Source organism: Marasmitruncus massiliensis (genome assembly GCF_900186535.1).
GTDB lineage: Bacteria > Bacillota > Clostridia > Oscillospirales > Ruminococcaceae > Anaerotruncus > Anaerotruncus massiliensis_A.
In genome coordinates, this window is sequence record NZ_FYDE01000004.1 from 242,170 (window position 1) to 268,514 (window position 26,345).

General features: G+C 38.9%; 27 protein-coding genes and 2 tRNA genes. 10 read left to right on the plus strand and 19 right to left on the minus strand.

What is annotated here, in order from left to right; translation table 11 throughout:
- Positions 1-11: 11 nt before the first annotated feature.
- A complete protein-coding gene (locus C1A10_RS05140; RefSeq protein WP_101909231.1) occupies positions 12-1,772 on the minus strand; it encodes a hypothetical protein in 1,761 nt (586 codons plus the stop codon).
- A gap of 183 nt (positions 1,773-1,955) precedes the next feature.
- Between C1A10_RS05140 and C1A10_RS05145 the strand changes: the two genes are divergently transcribed.
- The 5 genes from C1A10_RS05145 to C1A10_RS05165 all read left to right on the plus strand — a co-directional run bounded on the left by C1A10_RS05145 (position 1,956) and on the right by C1A10_RS05165 (position 5,007).
- Positions 1,956-3,053, plus strand: coding sequence for a hypothetical protein (locus C1A10_RS05145; RefSeq protein WP_101909232.1), 1,098 nt, complete (start codon positions 1,956-1,958; stop codon positions 3,051-3,053).
- 251 nt (positions 3,054-3,304) lie between these two features.
- Entirely contained in the window at positions 3,305-3,574 is a 270-nt protein-coding gene (locus C1A10_RS05150) for a hypothetical protein (protein WP_101909233.1), read from the plus strand.
- A 75-nt stretch (positions 3,575-3,649) separates the two neighbouring features.
- The gene (locus C1A10_RS05155; RefSeq protein WP_101909234.1) at positions 3,650-3,853 is read left to right on the plus strand and encodes a helix-turn-helix domain-containing protein; all 204 of its coding nucleotides are present in this window, start codon (positions 3,650-3,652) and stop codon (positions 3,851-3,853) included.
- On the plus strand, positions 3,850-4,230 hold the full coding sequence (locus C1A10_RS05160) for a tyrosine-type recombinase/integrase (protein ID WP_101909235.1): 381 nt from the start codon (positions 3,850-3,852) through the stop codon (positions 4,228-4,230). Before C1A10_RS05155 ends, C1A10_RS05160 begins: the two co-directional genes overlap by 4 nt.
- A gap of 27 nt (positions 4,231-4,257) precedes the next feature.
- Positions 4,258-5,007, plus strand: a complete 750-nt coding sequence (locus tag C1A10_RS05165) for a tyrosine-type recombinase/integrase (protein WP_101909236.1) — start codon at positions 4,258-4,260, stop codon at positions 5,005-5,007.
- A 130-nt stretch (positions 5,008-5,137) separates the two neighbouring features.
- On the opposite strand, the gene C1A10_RS05170 is transcribed toward C1A10_RS05165, so the two are convergent.
- The 18 genes from C1A10_RS05170 to C1A10_RS05250 form a co-directional block, all read right to left on the minus strand.
- Positions 5,138-5,214, minus strand: a tRNA-Pro gene (locus C1A10_RS05170).
- 37 nt (positions 5,215-5,251) lie between these two features.
- Positions 5,252-5,325, minus strand: a tRNA-Gln gene (locus tag C1A10_RS05175).
- Between the two features lie 197 nt (positions 5,326-5,522).
- Positions 5,523-7,097 (minus strand): tyrosine-type recombinase/integrase, encoded by a 1,575-nt coding sequence (locus C1A10_RS05180; RefSeq protein ID WP_101909237.1) that lies wholly within the window; start codon positions 7,095-7,097, stop codon positions 5,523-5,525.
- A gap of 925 nt (positions 7,098-8,022) precedes the next feature.
- Positions 8,023-8,220: a hypothetical protein gene (locus C1A10_RS05185; RefSeq protein ID WP_101909238.1), complete on the minus strand. Its 198-nt coding sequence runs from the start codon at positions 8,218-8,220 to the stop codon at positions 8,023-8,025.
- Between the two features lie 12 nt (positions 8,221-8,232).
- Positions 8,233-8,409, minus strand: a complete 177-nt coding sequence (locus tag C1A10_RS18425; protein WP_180950998.1) for a hypothetical protein — start codon at positions 8,407-8,409, stop codon at positions 8,233-8,235.
- Positions 8,410-8,610: 201 nt separating this feature from the next.
- Complete coding sequence (tnpA, locus tag C1A10_RS05190; protein WP_101909239.1) at positions 8,611-9,066, minus strand: IS200/IS605 family transposase; 456 nt, start codon at positions 9,064-9,066, stop codon at positions 8,611-8,613.
- A gap of 181 nt (positions 9,067-9,247) precedes the next feature.
- Entirely contained in the window at positions 9,248-9,718 is a 471-nt protein-coding gene (locus C1A10_RS05195; protein ID WP_101909240.1) for a hypothetical protein, read from the minus strand.
- A gap of 448 nt (positions 9,719-10,166) precedes the next feature.
- Complete coding sequence (locus C1A10_RS05200; protein WP_101909241.1) at positions 10,167-10,670, minus strand: hypothetical protein; 504 nt, start codon at positions 10,668-10,670, stop codon at positions 10,167-10,169.
- A 22-nt stretch (positions 10,671-10,692) separates the two neighbouring features.
- A complete protein-coding gene (locus C1A10_RS05205; protein WP_101909242.1) occupies positions 10,693-11,193 on the minus strand; it encodes a hypothetical protein in 501 nt (166 codons plus the stop codon).
- A gap of 179 nt (positions 11,194-11,372) precedes the next feature.
- Positions 11,373-12,035 carry a hypothetical protein gene (locus C1A10_RS18195; RefSeq protein ID WP_145997700.1) on the minus strand — a complete coding sequence of 221 codons (663 nt, stop codon included), beginning with the start codon at positions 12,033-12,035 and terminating at the stop codon, positions 11,373-11,375.
- A 369-nt stretch (positions 12,036-12,404) separates the two neighbouring features.
- The gene (locus C1A10_RS18430; RefSeq protein ID WP_180950999.1) at positions 12,405-12,569 is read right to left on the minus strand and encodes a hypothetical protein; all 165 of its coding nucleotides are present in this window, start codon (positions 12,567-12,569) and stop codon (positions 12,405-12,407) included.
- 124 nt (positions 12,570-12,693) lie between these two features.
- Positions 12,694-14,232, minus strand: coding sequence for a hypothetical protein (locus tag C1A10_RS05220; RefSeq protein WP_101909245.1), 1,539 nt, complete (start codon positions 14,230-14,232; stop codon positions 12,694-12,696).
- Between the two features lie 740 nt (positions 14,233-14,972).
- On the minus strand, positions 14,973-15,419 hold the full coding sequence (locus tag C1A10_RS05225) for a hypothetical protein (RefSeq protein ID WP_101909246.1): 447 nt from the start codon (positions 15,417-15,419) through the stop codon (positions 14,973-14,975).
- A gap of 385 nt (positions 15,420-15,804) precedes the next feature.
- Positions 15,805-16,377, minus strand: coding sequence for a recombinase family protein (locus C1A10_RS05230; protein WP_101909247.1), 573 nt, complete (start codon positions 16,375-16,377; stop codon positions 15,805-15,807).
- A gap of 224 nt (positions 16,378-16,601) precedes the next feature.
- Positions 16,602-17,195, minus strand: a complete 594-nt coding sequence (locus C1A10_RS05235) for a SprT-like domain-containing protein (protein WP_180951000.1) — start codon at positions 17,193-17,195, stop codon at positions 16,602-16,604.
- Between the two features lie 324 nt (positions 17,196-17,519).
- Positions 17,520-18,515 carry a rolling circle replication-associated protein gene (locus tag C1A10_RS05240; protein ID WP_101909249.1) on the minus strand — a complete coding sequence of 332 codons (996 nt, stop codon included), beginning with the start codon at positions 18,513-18,515 and terminating at the stop codon, positions 17,520-17,522.
- A 168-nt stretch (positions 18,516-18,683) separates the two neighbouring features.
- Positions 18,684-20,000 carry a DNA adenine methylase gene (locus C1A10_RS05245; RefSeq protein WP_101909250.1) on the minus strand — a complete coding sequence of 439 codons (1,317 nt, stop codon included), beginning with the start codon at positions 19,998-20,000 and terminating at the stop codon, positions 18,684-18,686.
- Positions 20,001-20,654: a hypothetical protein gene (locus tag C1A10_RS05250; protein ID WP_101909251.1), complete on the minus strand. Its 654-nt coding sequence runs from the start codon at positions 20,652-20,654 to the stop codon at positions 20,001-20,003. It lies immediately after the preceding gene.
- A 517-nt stretch (positions 20,655-21,171) separates the two neighbouring features.
- Between C1A10_RS05250 and C1A10_RS05255 the strand changes: the two genes are divergently transcribed.
- From C1A10_RS05255 to C1A10_RS05275, 5 genes are all read left to right on the plus strand, one after another.
- Entirely contained in the window at positions 21,172-22,089 is a 918-nt protein-coding gene (locus C1A10_RS05255; protein WP_101909252.1) for a helix-turn-helix transcriptional regulator, read from the plus strand.
- A gap of 111 nt (positions 22,090-22,200) precedes the next feature.
- On the plus strand, positions 22,201-23,043 hold the full coding sequence (locus tag C1A10_RS05260; protein ID WP_101909253.1) for a hypothetical protein: 843 nt from the start codon (positions 22,201-22,203) through the stop codon (positions 23,041-23,043).
- Positions 23,044-23,054: 11 nt separating this feature from the next.
- On the plus strand, positions 23,055-24,494 hold the full coding sequence (locus tag C1A10_RS05265) for a hypothetical protein (protein ID WP_242968838.1): 1,440 nt from the start codon (positions 23,055-23,057) through the stop codon (positions 24,492-24,494).
- A 30-nt stretch (positions 24,495-24,524) separates the two neighbouring features.
- Positions 24,525-25,049 (plus strand): YcjF family protein, encoded by a 525-nt coding sequence (locus C1A10_RS05270; protein ID WP_242968840.1) that lies wholly within the window; start codon positions 24,525-24,527, stop codon positions 25,047-25,049.
- 228 nt (positions 25,050-25,277) lie between these two features.
- Entirely contained in the window at positions 25,278-26,345 is a 1,068-nt protein-coding gene (locus tag C1A10_RS05275; RefSeq protein WP_101909255.1) for a hypothetical protein, read from the plus strand.

Genomic DNA, 26,345 nt, shown 5'->3' on the forward strand with positions numbered 1-26,345 from the left:
CCACTTTGCTGCTATAGTTTAATAGGGTGGATTTTATGCTCCATCGTTTTTATGGCGCTCTCTCGATATAATTTGCTGATATTAAACATTAAATCTTTATAGAGGATAGGATCGCTGTTATCAATTCCAAAGTGTTTTTTTGAAAACACAGGAGAATGGTCAATAGATACGCGGCCTGATTGTACGGCTTCTTTTGAAAACAGAAGTTTGTACAAATCCAGAAAAAACTGATTCGTTTGACGGTCTTCTTTTGGTTCAGGAAAAAGTTCAATGTCTTGAAGATATTTCTTATAAAGTTCCGTTTTCCGCACTTCATCATCGCCGGCAAGCTCTTCCGCTTTTTCCTGGGCTTCCTTTTTTTCTTGTCTGCGGGATTTTTGCAACAGGCAGAAACGATCTGAATTATACTCGATTTTAAAGGGTGGGATGCATTGTCTATATGCCTCCTGAAAAGCAAATACGCTTCCTTTCTCTGGGATCTCTTCTGGTACAGCTTCAATATCCGGGTCGAATAGTTTATCTTCATAAAAATCATGCCGTAATAAATCCAAATGACTTTCTGCATATTGGTATAAGCTTTCCATCATAGCACTTAACACTTTTTTTGTATCTGGCAGTTTATTCTGTTCTTGCACTGTTCTCTGAAAGTGTTCATAGAGAAGGATGAAAAACGTTTTCTCTAATAAAGGGATCGTCAAATAAGCAAGTGTAAAAATGCATCGCCGGGCTTGCTTTTTCCATAGTTCCACCAGTTCAAATTCGGATTTTGGAGATCGAATGTTTTTACGTCCTAAAGCAGTGGGCTCGAGTTCGTAGTACTCAGGATTATCTGTACAGTTAGCTGCATCTATTATGATTTTCAAAATACGAGTCCGGGAGAATGCATTCGGAAGCAAGCAAACATCCGCTATGATTTGGTTAAATTCACCGCCTAAAAATAAATCGCGATTTTTTACGTTTTGAAACAATTTCACAGCTTTTTGAAAAAAGGAGAAATGAAAAAGCTGCTCCGTTTTATAATCTAGTAAAAGTTTGTCTACAGGGTCATCCCATATTAATTTTTGATCCTTTAGAGAAGTAAGCAAAGGGCGGGGTCTCAGGATATCGCAGACAAATTCCGAATATTTGTGGCTTAATTGGTAAATGTTGTCCCATGTTTCTTTTTCCGAAAGTTTCTCCAGTTGACAAGCAGGTCTCCACTTTGTTCCGAACCGAAAAATCCTGGCATAAAGGTCGGAATGATCTCTGCTGATTAAATATTCCTTTTCCCTTGTGTCTTCTGAAGAACAAATTTCCTGCAAAATACAGTTCCAATAAGGATCCTTACGTAAATATTTAATTTTAGAATATGTCTGTTTTTCCGGCAAATGATCTTCTTCCGCTATGGCATATTCGGATATGACTTTACGATCCTCAAAATAACCGATGCTGTGTAAGGCCCTATACCCTGAAAAGCCAACCTTATATTCAAGCTCATACACACTTACCTCATCCCCGCTAGTCACCAGTTCTTTTAGACGTGCAAGTGCGGAAATAATGCAGTGATTCGCCAGTGCGAGGGGCATCACCTGTTTCCTTGAAAAGTCTCCTATGATTTTAGGTGAAAAATACCGGTTGAGATCAATCCAATAGTTCTCGCAAATCCCAATACATCTGCTGGCAACTGCATCAATGATCTCGCCATCCCCCTCTTGAAAGTGCTGATCGAGATCCACGAGCAAGAGATATTCAATAAGATTTTTTTCCACCTCTAAATTGCCATAAAATTCCATATTTACCTCTTTTGTCAAATTTACATACTGAAACAAATATTAATAAATTAATAATCCTATTTTAGTATATAGATATTACGATTTGATGTCAATTTATCAAGGTTATTTTATTCTAATCTTGATGCTATACTTTGCTTGTCGATCGAAAATACATAGGGGACGCCCTAAAGAAGGAGAAAGAAAATGGAAGATCCGAAAGCAAAAATGTTTGCACCAATAATTCCGGGCATGCGCAAGGTGCTCATTCGTGAGGGTGATACCGAATGGCCGCTCCGTCCAATCATCCGCCAAGACAACCCAGGCTGTAATCAATCTTCGCCTCTACTCCCACATGCTGCAGACGATATCGCCAAATTGGACGATGGGCGGGAGCAGCCTCTCTCTAAAGATGATGAGCAAACTGCCGACTGCTCAAAAATGATAAAGCCAATTTTGCGTGAAGGGGACGAGGGCTTTGAAAGGCTTCATTTGCTGAGAGTGATGCAGGGACAGGAGGTTAAGCCGCTTGCTGCTCTGCCATGTAACAAGTCGACAGGAGACGAAGGTGGTTTTTCAATAACACCGACTGAACAGCCGATACCGGTAGCGCCAAGTCTGTCTGATCAGGCCCAACCGATTATTGTTCCGGCCGATGACATTGTGGTAAAACAGAAAGCAAAGGAACCAGTGAAAAACCGGATGTCTGCCGTTGAAATTGCGGAAATTCTTCGAGCAAACGTTGCATTTCGAATGGTGGATAATGCTTTGTATGCATACATCAAGCAGGTTTATGTCTTTCTCGATACCGGTGCGGCACTGAGGCTTATAATGCGGTATTGCCGGGATGCGGCCCGTGACTACGGAGATGGGCAGATCATCCGCCGGGTATACGATTTGATTGTGATGGAACCGGAGATTGCCCAAAAACGAATCACGATTTCCGATCGGTACATCACATTCCGCAACACCGTATTGGATGTCCATACGGGGGCTTCCTTTCCGCCCTCGCCAAGTTATTTTAACACGGCTTTTCTCGACGTGGACTACGTCCCCGGAGCAATAGCGTGCCCGAATTTCGATGCGTTTTTGGCAACATTGGCGGCCGGCGATCCGCTGCTGGTGGCGCGGGTATGGGAAACATTCGGATACCTGCTTTCTAACGACATCTCCGCGAAAGTTTTCTTCGTGATGCAAGGAGTCCTAAATAGCGGCAAAAGCAAGCTCGGCGAGTTCATTAAGAGCCTGTTTAATATTGACGCTGTCACCAATTTGGACATTTTTGTCGCTTTCTCAGTTTTCTGAGACGCTTGGGAGAACATTCGACGGATATATATTTCCCGCTCGTTGGCGCGAAAATAGTCAAAATCCACAGCATGGATTCAGGGGGATAATCCTTAAATCGTGTGCCGATGTGTCGGTGTGCCAAGGGGGATAATCGGTCAGGATACTAAAAATCAGCAAAAATCGCTGGCTCTATAGCAAAATTTATACAGATCGGCCGTGTCGGTACGCCGACACGGCACACCATTTACAAAATTCATGGAGGTTTCAATATGAGAAAGGCTAACATTTATACCAAAAAGTTTTATGCAATCTGGGGCACAAATGGCGCAGGTGTCTTCGACGATTGGGGATATGCGCAACATGCACGCAAATATATCCGAAAATCCGGTATTAAAAAATTTAGCTGCTTTACAGAAACCGAAGGCTATGCCCTCAACATCCTAAATGAAATTCTACCGCTCGATGTTCAAGCCCCGTTTAACATGAGGCTAAACAAGCTGGTATTTTGCAGCCAGCTGGCAAAGGGGCAGCCAAGATAATTAAATTCCGTAAAAGCAAAGCGTTACAGCTATATACTATACAAATATAGTATATACAAAGGGAGGACAAAAAGAATGAGTAAACAATTTGCAAGTGACAACAATCACACGATTTTATTTGCTGATTTGCCGGATGTGCTGGCTGTTTCGGACATTCAACAGGCACTTGGGATTGGACGGGCAGCGGCTTACAAGCTTGTGGGCGAAAACAAAATCAAACATATCCGTATTGGAAAAATCATTAAGATCCCCAAGCCGTTAGGAGGAATCAATATATGACAGGATCATTACAAACAAAAAATGGCAAGTATTTCGTGGTTTTAAGTTACAAGGATTTTAGCGGAAAGTGGAAGCAAAAGTGGGTTGGAACTGGTCTTGAGGCAAAAGGCGACAAACGAAGGGCTACTGAATTTATGCCACAAATTGTCGGAGAACATGCACAAATGGAGGTTTATCTTGCGAAAGGAGAAATTTTGTTTGCGGATTTTTTGAAATACTGGTTGGAAAGCAAAAGAGATAAGATAGAGCTTTCGACATGGGAAGGATATAAAGTGTATACAGAAAAGCATACCATGCCCTATTTTCGATCAAAAGGGTTGACTCTGACTGAATTGTCTCCCCGCCATTTTGTAGATTACTATAACTATGAATTTTAACAAGGGCGTGTAGATGGAAAAGGGGGTATGTCAATTCGTTCAATTCGAAGTTTCAGTCTCATCATAAAAGAAGCATTAAATATGGCGGTCATTATGGAATATATTGGCCGGAATTCCGCACTTAACGTTCCTCTTCCCAAGCAGGAAGATAAAAAACAAATCGGGACGTTCCTTGGGGTTGAAGATGCCAACAAGGTTCTGCAGGCATTCCGTGGACACCATTTACAGCCGTTGATTTATGTAACTTTGTACTATGGCTTGCGGCGCTCGGAAGTGCTCGGACTTAAATGGGGCGCTATAGATTTTAATAATGATACAATAGAAATTAGGCATACGGTGGTTAAAAACCTAACGGTGGTAGCAAAGGACAAGACAAAAACCGTTTCCAGCAACCGCACATATATGCTACTTCCAGAAATCAAAGAGCTGTTGCTACACGTTAAGGAAAAAACAGAATATTACAAGCACATGTTCGGAAGTGAGTACATTGATACAGACTACATATTTACTTGGCCTAACGGAAAACCCTATGCGCCTGACTCTGTGACAAGAGGATTTCAGCGGGTACTGAAAAACAATGGACTGCCCAAAATGCGGTTTCATGATCTTCGCCACAGCACGGCAAGTATTCTTTATGACATAGGGTGGGATTTGAAAGATATTCAAACGTGGCTGGGACATGCTGATATTGAGACAACCGGGAATATTTATACTCATATCAGCAAGCTTAGAAAACAGACAATGGCCAATAACATTGAGCATTTGTTCCATTTGTAAACCCGCAGTCTTTTTTAGAAATAGCGGGAGCGGAGATCATGAAAGGGAACGGAATGAAAACAGCGCAAAATAAAAGAACCTGTAAACTGGCTTTAAAAGCCCGTTTACAGGTTCTTTTCCGTTTCCGGTTTGGTCGAGGTGACAAGACTTGAACTTGCGGCCTCTGCGTCCCGAACGCAGCGCTCTACCAAACTGAGCCACACCTCGAAGATAATTATGGCGGCAAAAATGCCGCCACATCAGTTGGCTGCCCGACTAGGATTCGAACCCAGACAAACAGAGTCAGAGTCTGTCGTGCTACCATTACACAATCGGGCATTGTATTTAAGCTGTTTCTCGCCGAACAGCTTTATCATTATAGCTCTAAAAGTCTTTGGTGTCAATATATTTTTCAATATTTTTCTTCAAAATTCCCCATCAGGATCCCCGAAAATAAATGGCTTACAAACAAATCCGATTCCACACGAACTGTTTGTAAGCCACTTCGGTAAGCCACCGATCGCAAGCGCCTGCTGTTATCTCCAAAGAACTGTATCCAACCCCTTAGAATAAGCTCCACTAGCCGCCAGAATATCACTCTTATCTACAGAATTATAGACGCGCATTACCATATCCATGGAATTGTCCCCCATCGTTAGTTGAACAGTCTTAGGGTCTTTATTATATTCTTTAAATAAACTGGTGCAGAGTGTATGACGGAAACGATACATATTGTAATAACTGCCATCCACACCATGCCGCTTCAATTCCTTTTTATACTCATCCCCATAATAGAAAGGCAATCCCAATTTGCCATCTGTTGGTTTGGTAAATAAATATTCTGCGGTACCGTTCGCTTCTCTTTTTAAAACTAGAGTTGGATTGCTCTTAATACTTTCTTCCCATCGCTTTACTAATCCCAGCACGTTGTCACTTAACTTCAAAAGTCTTCGAGCGTATTCTTGTTTACTTCCACGCTCATTTTTAAGCATTTTGATCAACGGCTCCGCGCCACTTGTTTTCTTCATTTTAACATCAGCATTTTTTCTTTCGCTTAACGTTCTTTTAATAGTGACAGTTTTCTTATCATAGTCGAAGTCACTAAATTTAAGAGCATATGCTTCGCCCGGCCTGATTCCTGTATATGCCATAATAGTAACCATTGTCTGGAGCATAGGCTTGTTGGACAGGCTATTAATTATCATGCTGACTTCTTCATATGTAAGCGCTTTATTTTTATCCTCAACATATTTTTTTGCAACAGGTTTGTAAATATCTTCCATAATGTTTTCAGACAGAAGCTTTTTTTTAACAGCGTATTTAATAACGCACTTAAGGTTGGTATATACTTTGTTAATATGCTGTTGGGAATACATACTGGTTTTGCCACCTTTTGTGTATGTTTTGGATGTCCAGCTGTTTATGTATCGCCTTACAATATCTTCGGTCAATTCACTGACATTATAATGTCCCAATTCTGCAATAATCGGCTTTGATAACAATACCTTGCCAGAGTATGCCCGTTCACTGCCAGCACCCTCAATGGATAACAAATAATCGTTGTAGCATTTCTCAAAGCTCATTGTACTCGCAATGGCTTCCTGTGTTGTTTGAGGTTTTAACGTCACCCCATTCCTCATAAACTCGTTATATGCTTGCCAAGCCAGTGCTTCCGTTTCAGCAGTCAAAATCTTTCGATTCCTTTTACCATTCTCGCTACAGCCCAAACTGATAGCTACCTGCCATTTTTTGCGGGTTTCATTGTAAAATACACTGCCTTCTCCCTGACCTCTGCGAGTCATACTCATAAACTCCCCTTCATCTAAATTCTCTATAGAGTAGGGGGAATGATAACGCTGTTCAAAGCCAAAGTCTGTAGGTCTTTTGTGAACATTTTCGTCTGTCTTGCCAAGAAGGAACAATGCAATTGAAACGGTGCGGAGTTTTGGCATCGCTTCTGAAATAGTACATAATATTTCGGATTCGATCATTGCATTTACCTCACAAACAGTACACCCTAAATACTTCGCGGCATCATCAATGCTTAAAAGCTGTTTCCCGGTTGCTTTTTCAATCTCGTTGGCTTTTGAAATGACTTCTGCTTCTAACATAGTAGTAAACAAACCCTTCTAAAATTTATTTACCACTAATACACAAACGTCTAAAAACACGTCTTGACCGAAATAGGGAACGTTGTTTGCACAAGATGTTTCGTTGTAAATAGGTTGCGGGTTATTGTCAGACAGTTGTTTTTCAATCTTTCATCGTTTCAATGTTTCTGTTAAAGCTGTTAATAAATTCTGAAAGGTTCTATATGTACAGTTCTTTCCCCAGAAAAAATAAGCCTTGGGGAAAACTCAATTTCTTTTTTCAACTAGTTCGAAAACTGTTGGATTTTAAAATCTGCGACAGCAACCCCCTATTTCTATTTTTTTTGAAAATCCCTGAAAATCGCCTGTTTTCCCAGATTTTTTCAAAAAAATCTCATTTCAGTTTGCGTTTTACTGCGATTAATGGAATTCAAAAACACTCGAAAACACCTCAAATCATGCATTGTATTTAAATTGTCATCCAGAATTTTCCACAAAAACCGTATTTTTTTTTACTGGAAATCTTTTGGGGGACAGGGGAGCCCTCGCGACCGGTTCCGATTTTTTTCAACTAGTTAACAAAATGATGAAAAACCGACCCTGTAATCATTTGGTTTAAAGCAGGGGAATGCTTATTTTCTTCTCTCAACTAGTCCTGAAAATGTGGAAAATAAAAAAATTGGACAGATTTTAATCCGCCCAATTTCATATCCGGTTCTAAATCCACTTATCTTTTTCTCGTTTAAAATCATCCAGAAGAATAGTGAAGGTCCTGTAAACAGACTTCATTTTTCTTAACAAGGCTCTAAAAAGCATAAAAATCGACCTCTGCATAAAAATGATCCAGACAGCGGAATGCTTCAATCCCACTCTCAACTAGTCCGCAAAAAGACGAAAAATTGAAAATCAACAAAATGGGCGAGCTGAAAAGCCCGCCCGATTTTCTTTATTGCATTTTACGGTTATTCCCTTTGTAAACGTCCCACCGAAGTGCTAACGCCTTCGTAATGATATCCAGTGCCTTCATGTCTGTCATGTATTGCCTGTCTGGCGGCATTGAGACGTAGCAAATCACGATTTGCTGTGGTAGATACAGGCCATACACATTGTCACGCTGTGCAATCCCGATATTGTTTAAACGCATACAAATTACCTCCTATATTTCACGTATGATGTTGCCGGCGTTATCGCAGGCATTGATGAATGTGTTCAAAAAATAATCCTTTGAGAGTTCGTCCACGTTGTCAAGGTAAACGTCTGTTTTGAAACGCCTGATAATTTCTCCTGTTGCTTCATCTTCCAGCTGAAAAAAAAGATTAAGCATTGCGCGCATGCTGTATGCCTCCTTCCCGATCAAATTTCCAGTGATAAAAGATACCTCCCTTCTTTTTTTTATATCTTAATATCACTTGAAAGCAGTTTTTAAGGCTTCATTCTAGACTGGCAGAGGGCAAATAACTTTAACGGGCGTAGCCCTTGATTGCTAGCCACCCCTAAATGAGGTTGGTACGGTCTGGCACACGCGAAGAGCGTTTTACTTGCTACCCGTGAACGGGTTCTCTTCCTCCAGTGTCAGCTGACCATTAAGCTCATCTTCTTTGAGTTGCTTTGCGATATATTCTTGTATCTTTTCCGCATTCTTTCCTACCGTATCCACATAGTACCCCCTACACCAGAATTCTCTGTTTCGATATTTGAATCTCATATTGCCCCACTTTTCATATATCATCAGGCTGCTCTTTCCTTTTAGAAAGCCCATGAAACTACTTACACTCATTTTAGGCGGTATTTCTACCAGCATGTGTATCTGGTCTGGGCATACTTCTGCCTCTATGATATTTACACCTTTCCATTGGCATAATTCCCTCAATATTGCTCCTATTTCCAGACGTTTCTCTCCATAAAATACTTTGCGTCTGTATTTTGGTGCCCATACTTTGTGATATTTGCAGTTCCATGTTGTGTGTGATAGACTATGACTGTCATTCACTTTGACTGACCTCCTTTTGATGTCCCTTGCAGTTGCCAGACCGCAAGTTTATCCTACATCAAAAGGAGTTTTTTTGTCATGTCTCATCGCTAAAGCTCCACTGAACCCCGCGACTATCGCGGGGTTTTCATATACAAAAAAGACCCGCCGTGAAAGGCGGGTCTTTAAAGCTTTAATAGTATTACACGGATTCTTCTGTTACTTCAACCCCTTCGCAAATAGCAATCTTTCCTTTTCCGTCTAAATAAGCCCCTCCGCATATTCCCCCAAACTCCAATAAAGCTTTGAGCCTGCTCTCTGAAATATTGGTTCTGGCAAACCTGCTGTTTACCACTTCATAAACAGTCTCTTTTCCCTTATGCACTCCGACGAGCACATAAATCATGTAGACAGCGGAACTGGACAGCACCAAAGGGCGCAAGCCGTTAATGCCTGTTTTAACCATGATATTGCAGGTGTGAAAGCCTTTCTCATCTAACTGCAAGGAACCGCCCGCATCCAGCGTAAACCCATAAACTCTTTCCTGCGAGCGGAGCATGTCTTTAATCTGTTTCTCGGTATAGCCCATAATTTCTTTTGTCTCCGAAATATAGACCTCATAGCCCACCGTCCGTTTTCCTAAGTCTACCCGATTGATTAAATATTTTGCCATGTCATAAGCCCCTTTCAATGTGTTGATTTATTCCCTGAAACACATCATAACGCTGAACAGAGCGTAAAGGCTATTGACGGTATGAAAGGTGTTCAAGCAGAAATTATAGGGAAGATATCCTATGTTTCCGGTTCTCTTATAAACTCATTTGACACCCAATATCTATTTAAAATTTGGAATCAATTCTGGAGCCCCTGGGAACCTCCAGAACCCACTTCCTTTACTCATCAATAACTAACACTACTTCGGCTACAAAACTCGGAATTACCAGGCTGGGACTTGTTGTGGATTAATTCTCTCTTTTTCTTTAGAAATCCAATTTTTAAGACCTAATCTGACTTTCTGATTTTGGCAGTGCACTTCCAAGAATTATTGAATAGGACAGTTCTCCATAACAACAAAGGGCTCCCAAAATATTTTGGGAGCCCTTTGTTTAATTTATTTTTGCTTATCCGTAAATTGCGTTGTTCCAGCCACCACCAGCTTTAGTCTCACCAGTTCCTTCTCCAATTGGTGTTCTACCTGTTTCACCAGGGGAAGTATTACCCGGCTTTGATGAGCTGTTGCTTGCTGGTTTACTTGCTGTGCCTTGCTGCGCATCCTTTATAGCCTGCTGCTCTTTTGATAAACTGCTGTTCTGAGGCTGGCTTTCTGCAACAGGGGCCATGGCAGTTACGGCCTCCTGATTATATAGAACATCCTCCTGTAATTCAGATAGGGAAGAGGATAGCTGATCACGCTTTTGGGCTTCTGTCTCTAATTTCTGCTGGGTGGATTCTAGATCAGAGGAAAGCTGCTGTGCATTCGATTGGATGCTTTCCAGCTTGCTATGTAAATCATTTAAACTCTGATTTAATATGTTGATCTGCTGGAACAGATAGAAACTTACTATGAGACTGCTTGCCAATAAACAGGCCAGCACGATATTGAAAATGAGAGATTTATTCTTCATCTGAATGTCTCCTTAATCAAACTTAACCATATATTGAGCTGTCTACACCATAACCTTTAGTCTTACCAGTTTCTTTTTTATCTGCTGGTTTTAACTCGTCCCAACTAGTATGAATCTTTGGACTGTTGCTTGCTGGTTTACTTGCTGTGCCTTGCTGGGCATCCTTTATCGCTTGTTGCTCCTTTGATGGGCTGCTGGTCTGAGATTGACTTTCTGTTACAGGAGCTATTGCGGAGACAACATCTTCATTAGCTGCCTCTAAATCATCTAAGTCCTTTTCTTGATTTACAATACCGTTTTCTAAATCAGATAAACTTAGTTTGCTTTCTTCAAGCCGATCTTTTATTTTGTTGACCTGAATACTTGCATTTACAATAGAAATTTGAGTCTGCTGAATGGTTTTATGTAAAGAGGAGACTTGATTATATAAATATCCTGTTAGACTTATACTTAAAACCGCCCCAACTGCTAAAATAACATATATTCTAATTTTCGTTTTGCTTCGGTTCTCCGTTTCCTGCATACTCAATGTTCCTCCTACTTTGTGTCGTTTTATAGTACAATAGTACCGCCAATAGAATTCAAATGCAATTCAAAGTTTTACAATTAATAAGAATTTGCAATAGAGGAGGGGAAAGTGGTCAAAAGTCAAATAAGAATCCCCCTCACAAATTTGTGAGGGGGATTTCCAACTTTACAAGGTTAATACTGATTTACTTGCATCGTAGGTGCTACAACCTCTGTCGAATAGTCGCATGTGACGATGTATTCACTTACATTGCCTTCCCTTTCCTGTACATTTTCATCAATAGTCATTGTTACAGGAATATTGGCTTTGTTATCAGTCCAATTGGGAATAGACGATGTGTCAGCTGGTGTAATCGTCCATACGAAAGTTGATGCCCCTTTCTGCTTAAACTTCATTACAGAGCCTAAGTCAGTGTAATCAACAAGCATCCCTGCTTCTTTTGCTTGCTCGATGTTTGCATACATAGCATCAGCCGTTTTCAGCTGACTCGCAGTGTTAGTCATTTTAATTGGATTACCCTGTGGGTCTACATATCTGACTGTGATAGTCGAATATCCCGGAGTGAATGATGTGTCAGTCTCAACTGAATCGACCGCTGTGGTGCTGTTCGAAGCTGTTTCAGCCGATTCACTCTTAGATTCTACTTCCGATGAAGTCGCTTCTTCACTGGACGAAGAATCTGATTCGCTGGATTCCACTGCAACATTATTCGTTTTCGATGAACTTTCTGAAACTGAAGATGTATCGGCATTAACTGATTTTGATTCTTCGCTTGAGCATGCAACAAAAGCTCCTGCAATTATTGCTGCTGATAATAGTGCCATGATCTTTTTCATTTTTTCTGTCCTTTCTTAACCGTCGAAATAAAGGCATTTAATTTAGACATAAAATAATCATATACTTCTATTTCATATATGTCAACACTGATTGGCTGATATTGGGAGCCTCTGGATTCCCTATCTCTTACCTACCAATATCCAAACATTACTCCAGCCATGAAACCCCGAATTTCCCCCTTGGAGCTTGCTGTGGCTTAATTCATACTTTTTATTGAGAAATCCAAATCTGACTTTCTAATTTCGGCAGTGCACTTCCAAAATTATTAAATAGGATAGTTCGCCAACAATTATTACCAATATATGGAAATAACAACTTGATAAATCCCATAACAAAAGCCCCACTGATGTGAGGTCTTTGTTGGGTACTTATGATAAATCTTGTACATTCACGTTTGGAATGTAGAATTTCTTTGTTTGTGTAAATGCTGTATGTAATACTATTCCATCTACTATCATTAAATCACCTGCTTTTTTACCTATAACTATTGCTTTCCCTTTTGGGAATTGTATCTCTATTTTTGTTATACTCAAGCTGTCTTACCACCTTATTACTATAATAGCTTGAGTATATCATTTTTAATTTACTTTTATATCTTATACTGCTAAAAAATAAGACTCCCAAAATATTTGGGAGCCTTAAGCCTGTTTTTATTGCTTAACCATAAATGGAATTGTTCCATCCACCACCAGATTCAGTCTTACCAGTTTCACCTTCATATTTTATGCCGTCGAATCCATCATGTATAATTAATCCATTTGGACCTTTGCTTGCTGGTTTTGATGAGTTCTGCTTCGATTCATCTATAATCTGCTGTTCTTTTGATGAACTGCTGTTCTGAGGTTGTGTTTTTGGAGCCGTAGGTGCAATGGCTTCTACTGATTCTTTCTCCGGTAAACTACCTGAACTTGAACTACTTGCTGCATCCTCAACGCTTGGTACTGGTACGTTGCTTGGTATACTGCTGCTTGAGTTATCTACCACCTTGCTCTCCATCGCCCCAAACTCATTCTCACTTAAATACCCATATAACTTGTTCTTCGCTTCTGCTACTTTTATTAATAACTCTATACTCTCTGACCTGCTGATTGGCTCATCCCACCGTATCGCATTTTCTTCATCTACTCCCATTAACCCTAATTTATCCGCTATTACTATTGCATTATATAACTCCTGCTGTATCCCTTTATCAGGATTCTGTAACATATAATATAATGTATATGTCTCCCAATTCTTCTTTTCCTCTACCTCTTTCGTATCTTTGTTCTTTATTCTAAACCCTTGCTTTAATGCTATATCTCCACCATTCTTTACATCACTATAACTTACTTTCTCTTTCGGATTTACTTGCTCTAATTCCTTACTAAACTGACTCTGTACTACCATATATATCGCTTCTAATCTCGTTATACTCCCTTGACTATTATTTCCATCTAAACTCCCATCCGCCGCTTTTAAAAAGCTATATCTATCCATTTGCTTTGCAAATGCTGTATGTGCTGTTTCTCCACCTACCTGCTGAGTATATGGGTCTGTTATCCCTGCATAATCTGCTAAATAATCCTTTGATACCGGTGTATTGTATCTATATAACAATGACGCAAATTGCTCTCTTGTAACTGATTGCGTTGGATTAAATGCACTTGGATTAACACTGTCTGACAACAAATTATAATATGCATTTATGGATGCCATCAGCGCATACTGCCCATTCTCACTTGCATCTATATCAGCATACGCTTCAGAAGCTATTTTCCTTAAGGCTCTCTTTGTCTCATCCTTCGACCAATACTTCTCTTGGAATACTTTGTTTCTTAATCCATCCTCTAATGTCGAATTCCCATTCCGCTTTCCATCTTTTCCAACAAATAAACATCCATTCTTCCCACCCTCACCATTCTCACTAATGATGACTGTATAGAAGATGTCGTCAAAATCAAGCCTGAATGCCTCATTGTAAGTTTTAAGTTTGTCTAGCTGTATCCATTCAAAAGTGTCAACCTGCTGACCAAGTATATCCTGTACTTTATAACTGCTTGGGGCTATTACCTCAACAGCTATATTGTCCCCACTGTCTATTAATTCTACTAAATCAGATGAGGGCATAAGGGCACAGCCGGATAATTGACCGGCTAGCAATACTAATAAAATCAATGGGACAATTCGTTTCACCATGTTGATTTCTCGTGTTGTCATGTCTGTTCCTCCTATATCGCTAATCCTTATTTTATCATAACGCCGATTGAAAGCAAAAGCAATCTGTTTTGTTTTTACAAATTTATAATGTATTTGCTCATCTATTTTCATTGGGAAGAAAGGTAGAATTATATCTCAAATAAGTAGTTTAGGAAGTCTTTGCGGTAACAACTATATGCTTACCGCAAAGACTTTTGTGTATTAAAAGGAATCCGATTGTATTTTTATTTTTTTTGCTTGTATAGTTCGCATATCAATGTGCGAACACTACAAAATCTTTGTATATATAATTTTTTGAATGCATATTATGAATTCTAATGCAATTTCTTTTTTTACCATGCTTAATTATAAGTTCCTTGTATATCAACCTTTTTAGTACTTATCTCAATTTTCTTGACTGCATATTAATTTCTGTTATTAAATTCATATAAGGAAGGGGAGCCGGGTTCATAACATCTCATCCGGGTTAGTTGATATTAATATCTCAAATAAGTAGTTTAGGAAGTCTTTGCGGTAACAACTATATGCTTACCGCAAAGACTTTTGTGTATTAAAAGAAATTCGATTGTGTTTTTATTTTTTTTTGCTTGTATAGTTCGCATATCAATGTGCGAACACTACAAAAATCCATGCATATATGCCATCGTCAATTGTAATATCAATTTCCTTGACTGCTATAGATATGAGTTTAGTGCATAACATTTTAATCCATGTATTACTCCTTGATTCAATGTACTACATCATTTTCTAATCAACCCCATCTGCTCTAAACGTGACTTCGCTGTATGCCAATTTATTCCTTGTATCCGCGCGACTGCATTAATGGACTTCGTTTCCTTAAAAAGCTTTGCCATCTCATGTTGATCCACTAAAAGTCTATCCTTTAAAGATAGATCGTAACATTTCTGATTAATAAAGTGCATAACTTCTTTTATGTCAACTCCATAATGCTTTAGATAATAAAGATGGTTTAACCTCTTATATTTCTCGCAATTTTCTTCTAAGCGTTCTATATCTTTTTTTAATCCGGATATTCTGTTAATCAATTTTTCAATCAGGTATAGTACATCCGGGTCTGCTTCTTCAAGATACTTTGTAAACTTTCCCAGTTCATTGTCATCATAATCTCCGATGCCTAATTCAATATCACTCTCAATCGTTATGATCGCATCTTTTAATTTACCCATGCTAATTTCTCCTATTGTATAATAATTTAGTCCCTATTTTGGTAAATGGTAACGATTTAATATCTGAATGTTATTGCGCTAGGATGTCCATCCTTATAATCAGGTCGTTTTCCTCATTTTAAAAACCCTTACCTACCGAAGAATTTTTTCTGAATCATAATTTACGCTGTTTTGACCCGAATGTATCTATCAAAATCCATCGTGCTCAAGCGTAATATAACTCTCTGTTTTACCGTTTTTTTCATCTGTCCCGGCAATCATTCCACCCCTTTATAAATGTCTGTTTTGTGCCTTAAATTATTGAGAAAGCTGTTGCAGCCCTACTGCATCAGCTTTTTTCACAACTGTGCAGCGGGGAAGTACCTTCCTTCAAAACCCTATGCTATTACCGCTCAATCGAATGAGGGGATTGGTGTGTCTTTACATACCGGTAAAAGGTTGACCTTGAAACTTTTAATGTGCTGCTGGCTTGTTTTGCTGTAATCTTTTGACTTACCCAGTCTGCATAAACCGTATCAAAGCAATCTACAGCTTTCATAGGGCGTCCAAGGTGTACCCCTTCTGCCTTTGCCAGCTCAATGCCTTCCTTCTGCCGGTCTTTAATATAGGCACGTTCCAGCTCTGCCACTGCTCCGAATATTGTAAGCATGAATCTGCCGGTAGCCGAACTGGTGTCTATGTATTCTTTTTGACTGATAAACTGAACCTCTTTTTTCTCCAGTTGTTCAATTAGCTCAAGAAGGTCTTTTGTATTGCGTGCAAACCTTGAAATGCTTTCTACGATCAATACATCTCCCTGCCTGACAAACTCCATCATTTTGTTGAGCTCTGGTCTGTCTATGCTCTTTCCGCTCATTTTATCCGTGTAGATCTTTTCTACTCCCAGCTGCTTCATCAACTCGTCCTGTCTCGCTGTGTTTTGCTCCTGGCTGCTTACACGGACATATCCGACTTTCATAGGCTTCGCCCCTTTGTTTAAAGTATGATTTATAAAGCAAGATACAAAAAGGGAAGACCCGTTTTCTGTTCTGAAATACATATCCCGAAAGGTATACCTTTCACTACAGTCTTTCCTTACCATACAAACCTGTTCCATAATACAGATTTCGTACTTATGGAGCACCTTTTGCTACATTGCTTTAAAAATACACCCTCTATCTTTTTAGAGCACCTATGAATGACTTAAACTTTTTCCATTGGGCACATACAATCTCCGCAAATGATATTTACATCTTTTGTAGCCCTGACACTAATCCCGCAGGATTTGCACACATACTTTCTGGTGCTGCCTTTTTTCTTTTTTGTATCGTCATCATTCCCACCAACAGGGGAGGGGGGAGCATCCCCAGAGACTCGGCAACGGTCTATGTTTGCTAAGAGCCCATGCTTTCTAATCATCCCGATAAACGATTCTGTAGGAGAAGTTATACTATAACCGATATACTGTGCATACTCAATTTTCAAATCCCGCTTCTGCGCTTCAGCCTGAAACCGCTTATTATGGTACCGACCATTTTTGCTTGTGTCAGCAATACCGTTAATCATGCAATATAAATGCACCATTTCATGCATAAGCGTAGCCAATACATTTTCTATTGGTCTGGATAAATGCTCTGCAGAAATATTTATCTCATAATAATTATTTCCGTTGTCTTTCCAAACCTTTTGCGTTGTAATATAGCCATAGCTTTTCGGACTTGATTGGATTGTAATCACTACATCCGGAAGACTGTCACTGAAATATTTCTGATTCAAAATCTTAAATGCTGTTTCCAATAGTAGGCTGTTCTCCGATAGCATTTTAAAACCTCCATTTCTTTATCTGTAACTTATATAAAACAGTTGAAATGAAGGATGAAAAAAAGACCATACTTGGCTGTGCACTTCCAAGTATGGTCTTAAAAAATAAAGCAGCATTCGAAACAATAATCGAATGCTGCTAGCATGACATATATTGTATACTATGCGGTTACAATGGTTACAGCGGTTACACTGGTTACAATTCAGATAAAATTTATACTTATGTGATAAGTATAGCTTAACTGTCAGACTTTGTCAATAGATTGCTTCGTCTTATTCGCATTGCTTATATTAAATTTATTAGTGATTATCGCCTAAGCCTTTAACCTTTGTTGCTCTTTTGCATGGAGGAAAGCGAGAACTTTTTACCTTATATCTATAATGCAAAAAACTAGTTTGAAATTTGTTTTTGACCTGTTTTACGAATTCTTTGTTGTTTAAATCAGAATATTCTCTATTCACATTTTGAAATAGCTCTTGACTTTTAAGATCATTTTTCCATGAGCAGCAAACAATATTTCTTTTCAAATTTTTAGAAGCAAGATACGCCTTTTTTCCGTGCAAATCTTCAAAGCTATCCTTTTCCATATTTTTAATTATATAATTTTTAAACCTACATAAATCACTCGCTTTTTGAAATCTTTTTAAATGAAATCCGCCATAAATCCAAACATTTTTAAATTCCTTGTAATCTATATAAGGTAAGTTGCAGATCATATGATAGTGCCAATTTCCAGAATTTTGTTTTGCCATTACAGCTACATACTGAAAGTCTCGATATCGATATCGCATTTTTTGAATAAATTTTTTAAATAGCTTATTGCATTTTTTTACATCAGTCGCATCAAAATCTGAGCTAAAATCCTTACTTTTATTAGGTAGCTCTGTGCTTACAGAACTATCAATATTGGAAGCGGTGTCTAACTTCTTTGACCGCTTACTATTTATTTTATTTTGAGCTAACTTTTTCAAAATTTCATTGGAGAAGGTAAGGGTAATGTTCATGGATGTATGTGCGTTAAAATTGTTGGTAATTAACTCTTTTATGGTGGCGACACGTTTTCTCCTTCTTTGTATGTAGTTCTCGGCATAATAGCCTCCCTGATCGATGGGAAAATTATCTGCAGTTTTAGATTCATCGATTAACCTTTTAAATTCTTCATCAGACATTCTTGGATTTCTAAATTTGCAAAAATAGTCAGCGGGATTATATCCGCCACGTGCGCTCGTATTGGCGTAAATATATTCGATCATCGTTGTACAGTATTTCCCTATGATATATTTCTTCTTTGTCATTGCTCATAGCTCCTTATTTAAAAATATTGATATAAGGAGCTATATGTTTACGGTGTTTTCAAAGTCTTAACAACTAAAATTGATGTTGGACAATTAAAATAGAGAGTATTAGTAAAAACTAATACTCTCTGATTATTAAAGCTAAAGCTGTTTTAGTTTGCACAGTTGTCAATAGTTATACCAAAGGACTTCAAGCCGGTCGTTACCTGCCTTGCCTCCTACGCTTGTTTTCGTTGGAAATTCAATTCGCCTCCACCCATTGTCCTCATTCAAATATTTATTGTAAAGGATCAAATCATAATTAGATACCATTATTTTGCAGCTGGCATCATAAATACATTTTAGAAATTCCTCATGATCATCATAATTAAACGATGTTGTGTATAACTTGCCAAGATTGGCTGGCACTTTTTTATTCTCATATTTTTTCTTAATTGCTCCAGATAGACTGTCGACTGATTTCCAATCGATGCCTTCTAGAAGTTCTCTTTCAGATCGTGGATTTATGTAAGACGGGTCAGCATAGACCATTACCTGGGGGTCATGGATCCATGGCAACTTAATAGCGTCACTGCTATCGGCCACTTCCGCTGTTTGATCCCTGTTTATACCTAAAATCTGTCTAAAAAAATCCATAGCGTCCATTTCATAAATAAGGACATTTTCCATTCTTTCGGCACATTTAAAGAGCTTCGCCACTTGCTTATGGTATTGCATATTAGATTTGAATTTTTCATGGGAAAAAGTTTGCCCCATGGCATCACGGCTCTGCATAAATGTAATATATGTATCGACTGCCAAATTCATATCAGAATCAGCAGCATCCCTTATCACATCTCGCGAACGCTCAATATAGCCTTGCTCTACCTTATGATCATAAATAGTTTTATAATTAGCCAACAAAGAGATCAATTCATTTTTCAACTTAACATCTTTGTTTACTTCATTTAAGAGATTGAGCATCCATTTATCTGTTGCTTTACTATGTGCCTTGTTATTTGTATCATTATTATAAGTTGACTCCGGCTCAATTTCTTCTTCGCTATTTTCGTTGTAGTCAATAAATTGTTCCAATAGAAAATCGGTTGTTTTATTAACAGCCCATGGACTAACTATATTATTTTTGATCAAAAAATTCTTAATGTTTTCCCGTGCCTGCTGTTCAAGATTATATTGCGCATGGTCATAATTTTTTTTGGATTTTAAAAACTGTTCTTCACTGTATTCAGTATCCATCAACCTGTAAATAAAATCTTTGGCTGTTTGAGGATTAGATAATGCACTCATAATTGCATAAAGTCCCTCGTCCAAGTCGTTATAGATTTCAAGCTGATGGCGCGGCTTGTTTAATAGTGTCCTGCAAGCGCCTCCGAAAGGCTCAATATAAATCGTTGTGTCATCATAGTTAAGTCTTTCAGCAATAAACGCTGCCATTCTAGCTTTGCCACCATAATATGGCATGATGGAAAGCGGCCTCTTTCCCATTTATTCACCTGCTTCGTCCGATTTCTTGGAGATATATTGATTAAGTTCCTTTGCTTTAATGCGCATAACTCTTGTTGGCTTTTCATTTATGCGAGTTAAGTAGGAGTATCTGCCGGTGTTACATTGGGTATAATTTAAATCTTTTAGCATCTTCTTTATTTCTTTTAAATCATGGTCACTGTATTCGCTATCTTGGATTGATTTGTTAAATTGGTCAACAGGAATATCATAGAATCCGTCTACAAGCTCATATTCACTACACAATTCTGCCACTAGGTGCAAAATATCATCAGTTAGTTTCTTTTCATAAAGGTTAACATATTGTATAGGAAGTGTGAGGTAATTTTTTTCAATTTCATTTTGCAAGTCTGCGTAAACGATGGAACTGAATGCTACCCCATACTGCATAAACTGTTTCAGATCTTTTCCTAAACTATATATGTTGGTTTCGATAGAACCATTGGGCTCGTTGTTATAAAAACTTTCAATGATTAAGTGCTCCTGATACGTTTGGATAACTTTTTTTCTTCTTAATTGGAAAGAAAACATCTTCTCAAAATCGCAATTTACGCAATCATTTTTTATAAAAAGATTTGCATATCCATCATCGGGCTTTAAATCCCAGCCCCAGTCTATTCTCTTGCCTTGCGCCATATCAAAACCCTCACTTTCGAATCTTTTAATTATATTATACCACAAGTGCAAAGCACGCGGTGGTATAATTGGCCATTGGGGCAGGAGCGAGCCCTGCGAACGCATTGCCCTGGCCATAATCCGGTATAATGACCGTCTTGCGGTTATTATACCATAAATTCCCTTAATCTCTACATTTTCGACTTCTAAAAATCGCATTACATTTTAGTATGTTTTTATAAAAGGCAGAGGATAACGTGTAATCCAGAGAATAAAATTGGATTTATCCATCTGATTGGATGTGCTCTTCCTCCGTTGTCGAAGCCCCTGCACCAAGTTCCACTACTTTTGTGAAATCAAAGTTCTCCTTAAAATTTAATTAAATATAATCAAGCATCGCTGCAAATAAGGAAGAAAATTATGGAAATATAGGATTATGAGTGGTATCATAAAAAATAAAGGTCTTGTGAGAAAAATTTTTGGCATTCCCTATATATGTCCATCTTGCTATGTATAATACAGACAAAAGGGGGCGCAGATGGTGACAGTTGACTATAATGGCAACAAAGGATTTCGCTTATTGAGCATATATGAAACTTTGAATAAGGGCGAAGTTGTCTCAAAAACACAGCTTGCACAACAGTTTAGTGTAACTGAAAAAACCATTCAGCGTGATATAGACGACCTGAGGGCATATCTTGCCGATACCCATTTCTCCGAAGGTGAAGTGTCTATTCAATATGACAGGCTACGCGGCGGCTATTATTTAGTCCGCATAGAACGAGAATGGCTTACGAATGAAGAGGTCTTAGCTACTTGCAAGATTCTCTTGGAAAGCCGTGCCTTTTGCAAAGAGGAGTTAAATGTTCTGCTTTCTAAACTTTTGATGCAGGTGGCACTAAATGACCGCAAGAAGGTTGATGACATGATACGCAATGAGCAGTTTTGCTATATTCCCTTGCGACATGGTAAAAAGCTCTTGGGTGTTTTGTGGGAATTATCCCAATATATCACGAAAAACGAAATCATTCGCTTTACATATTGTCGCAAGGATGGCGTACAGCGCGAACATGAAGTCAAGCCGGTAGCGATTATGTTTTCGGAATACTACTTTTATTTGATTGCATTTATGGCTGATGATAGTAAGGATTTCCCCACTGTATTTCGAGTGGATCGGCTTGATAAGTTATGTGGAACTAATAAGAAATTTTATGTGCCATACAAGGATAAGTTCAATGATGGGGAATTTCGCAAGCGTGTACAGTTTATGTATTCGGGTGAATTACGGAAGATTACTTTCGAATACTGTGGACCATCTATCGAATCAGTATTAGACAGACTACCGACAGCAGAGATTTTGTCTGAAAAGGATGGCATTTTTACGATAAAAGTAGAAGTTTATGGCAACGGCATTGATATGTGGCTGAGAAGTCAGGGAGACTATATAAAAATGTAAGTCAACAGAATATGGGGATATGAGCTATGGAAAAGAATGAAATTACAATCAAAGCAAAGGAAAGCCGCAGTTAGCGAAAAATATAGTCAGAGATGAAAGGAGACAATTATTATGTTATTTTCAGGGGCAAAGAAAGAGGCTTTCGCAATTCATGAGCGAGCCGTCAGCAAATACAACACAACGCTGGCAAATGTGCAGAAAAAGTGTGAAGAACTCTATGTTACGCGGCAACAGTGCGTTATTAAGATTGAGGAAATTGAGAGGCTTATAAATAGTATAGCAAATACGCCAAAAGAGTTTGAGTGTTCCCTATCTCTCATCAAAACAGAACGTATGAAGTTTCGTGAAACGGAAAGCTATGCCGCTGAAGCTTATCAAAACGCAATTAAATCTGGTGTCGGGGTAGCCGCCAGTGTCGGAGCAGGCGCAGCTGTCGCAAGTTTGGCACCAACTGCCGCAATGTGGGTTGCCACGACATTTGGCACAGCGTCGACAGGTACAGCAATATCTACGTTGTCAGGCGCTGTTGCTACAAAAGCAGCACTTGCTTGGCTTGGAGGTGGCGCACTGACAGCTGGAGGCGCAGGTGTTGCTGGAGGTCAAGCGTTATTAGCATTAGCAGGGCCAATAGGTTGGGGAATCACAGCCTTTACAACGGCAGGGTCTGTTGTTGCACTCGGAAGCAAGAACAAAAAAATCTCCAATGAAGCCATTGAGGAAGCAAAGGAGATAACTATTGCTGGGGCGAAGTTAAACGAAACTGGTGCGGTTGTTTCTAATATACACAGCGAAACAAAGTTGTTGCTTGACAATATCAAAGAGCAACTAAGCCAAGCTAATCCGTTAGAGGGATGTGACTATTCCGCTATATCGAGCGATGAACAGCTTTTACTCGGCACTTTGGTTAATAATACACTTTCGTTGGCAGTAATGCTTAATAAAACAGTAGCGTAGAGGTCATGACCATGGACATTTCATCAATTATTAAAAGCACACAGGAACAAGCAGTCGCCTCTTGGATAGATTACCTTAATCAACTGCGCCTTAAGGAGCTGATATCCAATCTTGCTAAGCAAGACACTAATCTTGAGGGAGCACTGAGTGAACTTCAAAAATTAAAGGATTTTGTAGGTGATACTGCTCACATACTCGGTAGTAAATTAACCAAACACGGTGAAATAGCTGAACACGCTCAAGTCAACATATCTAACGCACGCAAAATTATTGAGGGGTTAAAGAGTGAATACTCCTTTCAAGGTGTGGGCAGAACGGCCCCCGAAGATTATTTGCGAGACGGAATAAAAATACAGTCAAAATTTTATACTGGTAGCTTAGGAAATAAAACGTTTGAGGCTATTAAAGGACATTTGGACAAATATCCTGATTTTATTCGTAATGGCGGTAAATACGAAATTCCCAAAGATCAGTACGATAAAATCACAGAATTGCTTAGCAAACCATTGTCACAACTTAGTCGCAGTGAGTATACTTTTGTAAAACAGATTAGGGATTGGGAAATGAAAAACGGGATCTCATTCTCTGATAAAGTAAATTCAAGCGTTGTTGATTATGCCGATGTCCAACAGTGCGAAATTGATGATACCATCAAGAAAGAGCAAGATAAAATAGAGGAAACCGACCAAAAGCGTCGTGAGGAATTCCATGAAGAAAGCAAGCCGACGCTTCAAGAGGGCTTAAAGGCTACTGGCGTTTCAGCCGCTGTCGAAGGAGGTATGAGTTTTTGCTTAGGTGTGGCAAAAAAGCTGAAGTCTGGCAAGAAACTGGGAGAGTTTACAGAGCAAGATTGGAAAGATGTTGGAATAGACACCGCCCTAGGAGCCGGTAAAGGTGCAATTCGAGGTGCAAGCGTCTATACGCTAACCAATTTCACAGCTACGCCTGCTGCCGTAGCTTCTGCGCTGGTTACTGCGTCGTTTGGCATGGCAGCACAAGCACAACTGCTGCATAAAGGCGAGATTACTACAGAGGAGTTCATCGAGAATTCAGAGGTTGTCTGCCTTGACGTAACAGTTAGTGCCATTGCTTCGGTAATGGGTCAAGTGCTAATTCCTGTTCCTGTTCTCGGTGCGGTTGTTGGTAACGCTGTCGGGATGTTTATGTATAGCATAGCGAAAGATAACCTCTCGGAACAAGAACAGACGTTGGTGCTCGGATATAATGAGACTATGCAGAAGCTGAACGAGCAGTTAGACACACACTACAAGGCTCTCATTGAACTGCTCAAGCAAGAGTTTGCCAAGTTTAAGTCCGTTATCGAACTTGCGTTTAACCTAAACGTGAACATTGCTTTTTCGGGCTCAATTACATTGGCCCGATATCTCGGATGTTCCGATGAGAAAATTCTCAAAGATAAAGTGGCTGTTGATGCGTTTTTCCTTGATTAATGACCAACTAAAATATAAAGGAGAGTAAAAATGAACAATAATGAGCATGATTACGAGGACGATTTGATGTCGGATTTGCAAGACTTTGAGTATAAGGAAATGTTGGAAAAGGCTGACAACGTAGTATTGGGCTTTGTTGCCACAACCGGGGCGACAGGTGCTATACCAATACCATTTGCCGATGCTCCATTGCTTATTGGCGAGCAAGTGGCAATGATGGTCGCCATTAACGCCATATTCAAGTTTGACGTGAGCAAAGACGCATTGAAATCACTTGCTACTGTTGCAATAGGTGTCGGCGGCGCAACGGTGGCTGGCAAGACTATTGTCGCCAATGCGTTGAAGTTCATTCCCGGCGTGGGTTCCGTTACGGGTGGAGCTATATCAGCAGCAACGGCGGCTTTTATTACACTTACACTTGGCAAGGCATATATACAAGTGTGCAAAATTATAAAAATGGGCAAGCTAAACCAAGATGATCTAACAAAAAAAGCAGGTGCCGACGCGCTGAAGGTAGCGTTTAAGGAGCAGCTTAAAAAGAATAAGCAGAAATAGCAATTATAACAGCTGACAGGTACTCTTCTTGAGTATCAGTCGGCTGTTACTGATGCAGATGACGCTATACTTAATTGACAAGACTCTTACAAAGATGGTTTGTTATTTGTGCAGTCTCCAATGGAGCAAATGCTACATATAAAACTAATTTGATACAAGTGCAAAGTAAACAATGCGAAGAATTTTGGCAAGAGTTTATTTAATGTTTTAAGAAGTGAGGTAAATAAAATGGCAAAGACAATTAAATTTAATCTTATCTGTAACGGAAACCCAGTAAGAACTTTAGATGACCTGCGCAATAATTTTTCCATTGAGGATGTACTTGAATATTACAAAAATCAATTGCTTCAAAGATGGCTTACCGTGCGAGGATACTCCGAAGAATTGAAAAAACTGGAATCAATTAAAGAGTCAGAAGACTTGCCTCTGATAAAAGCCTTAATTGATCTTTTTGAAGTGGAAGTTGATTCGTCCGTGATAGAAAAAGACACTTACATTTTAGGCTATAAAAAAGAAAGTGAGTTTCTTGCAAAAGAATATGAGATACAGTCATACAAGATTTCTTCAATTATTAGCGACTACCATTCAGAATATCAACAACTTGTAGCTACTATTATTGAGAACAAGAATGATATTGCAAAAATCAAAGCTGCTGTCAAAACAATTGATGAAAATTATCACGCCATATATGAATTGGATTATAGAACGTTGTTCAATATATCACTTTTATATGCTCCAATGACAATCTTTGTAATGCTTATGCGTGAGAATATGAGAAATAAATATCTGCCAGCAAATGATGATAAGATTGCAAATTATAGCAAACTCAGTAATAATAACACTTACTATGCAGATAGCATGACTTCATTAAATGGTATTTTCTCAAGAATACTGAAAGTAACAGAAGAAATTGCCAGTCGAGACATAGATGCTGAGAGACTTGAAAATACACAATCTCAGACAGATGCTAAAATGCGCGCTTATTTAAAAAATGATTGTTATGTAATGTACGCCGCAATTATTGAACTGACAAAATCGTACTCAGAATTGAAGGAAATTTTGGGAGATAATCTTTGTGAATTTGCTGGTGTTACAGATGGTTACTGGAAAGATGTTGAACCAAAAGGCAAGCGTTATTTAATTCTTAAAATGGAGCCTGGCAACTTTATTCGTTCTGCAGGTGAATCTAGAGGCGATCTGGATTCCAGCGTTATTAAAAATAGATTCGTGATTCTTGATGGAATCGATTACAAAAGTAACAATACAAACGATAAGTTGCTATATATGGAGGTGTAA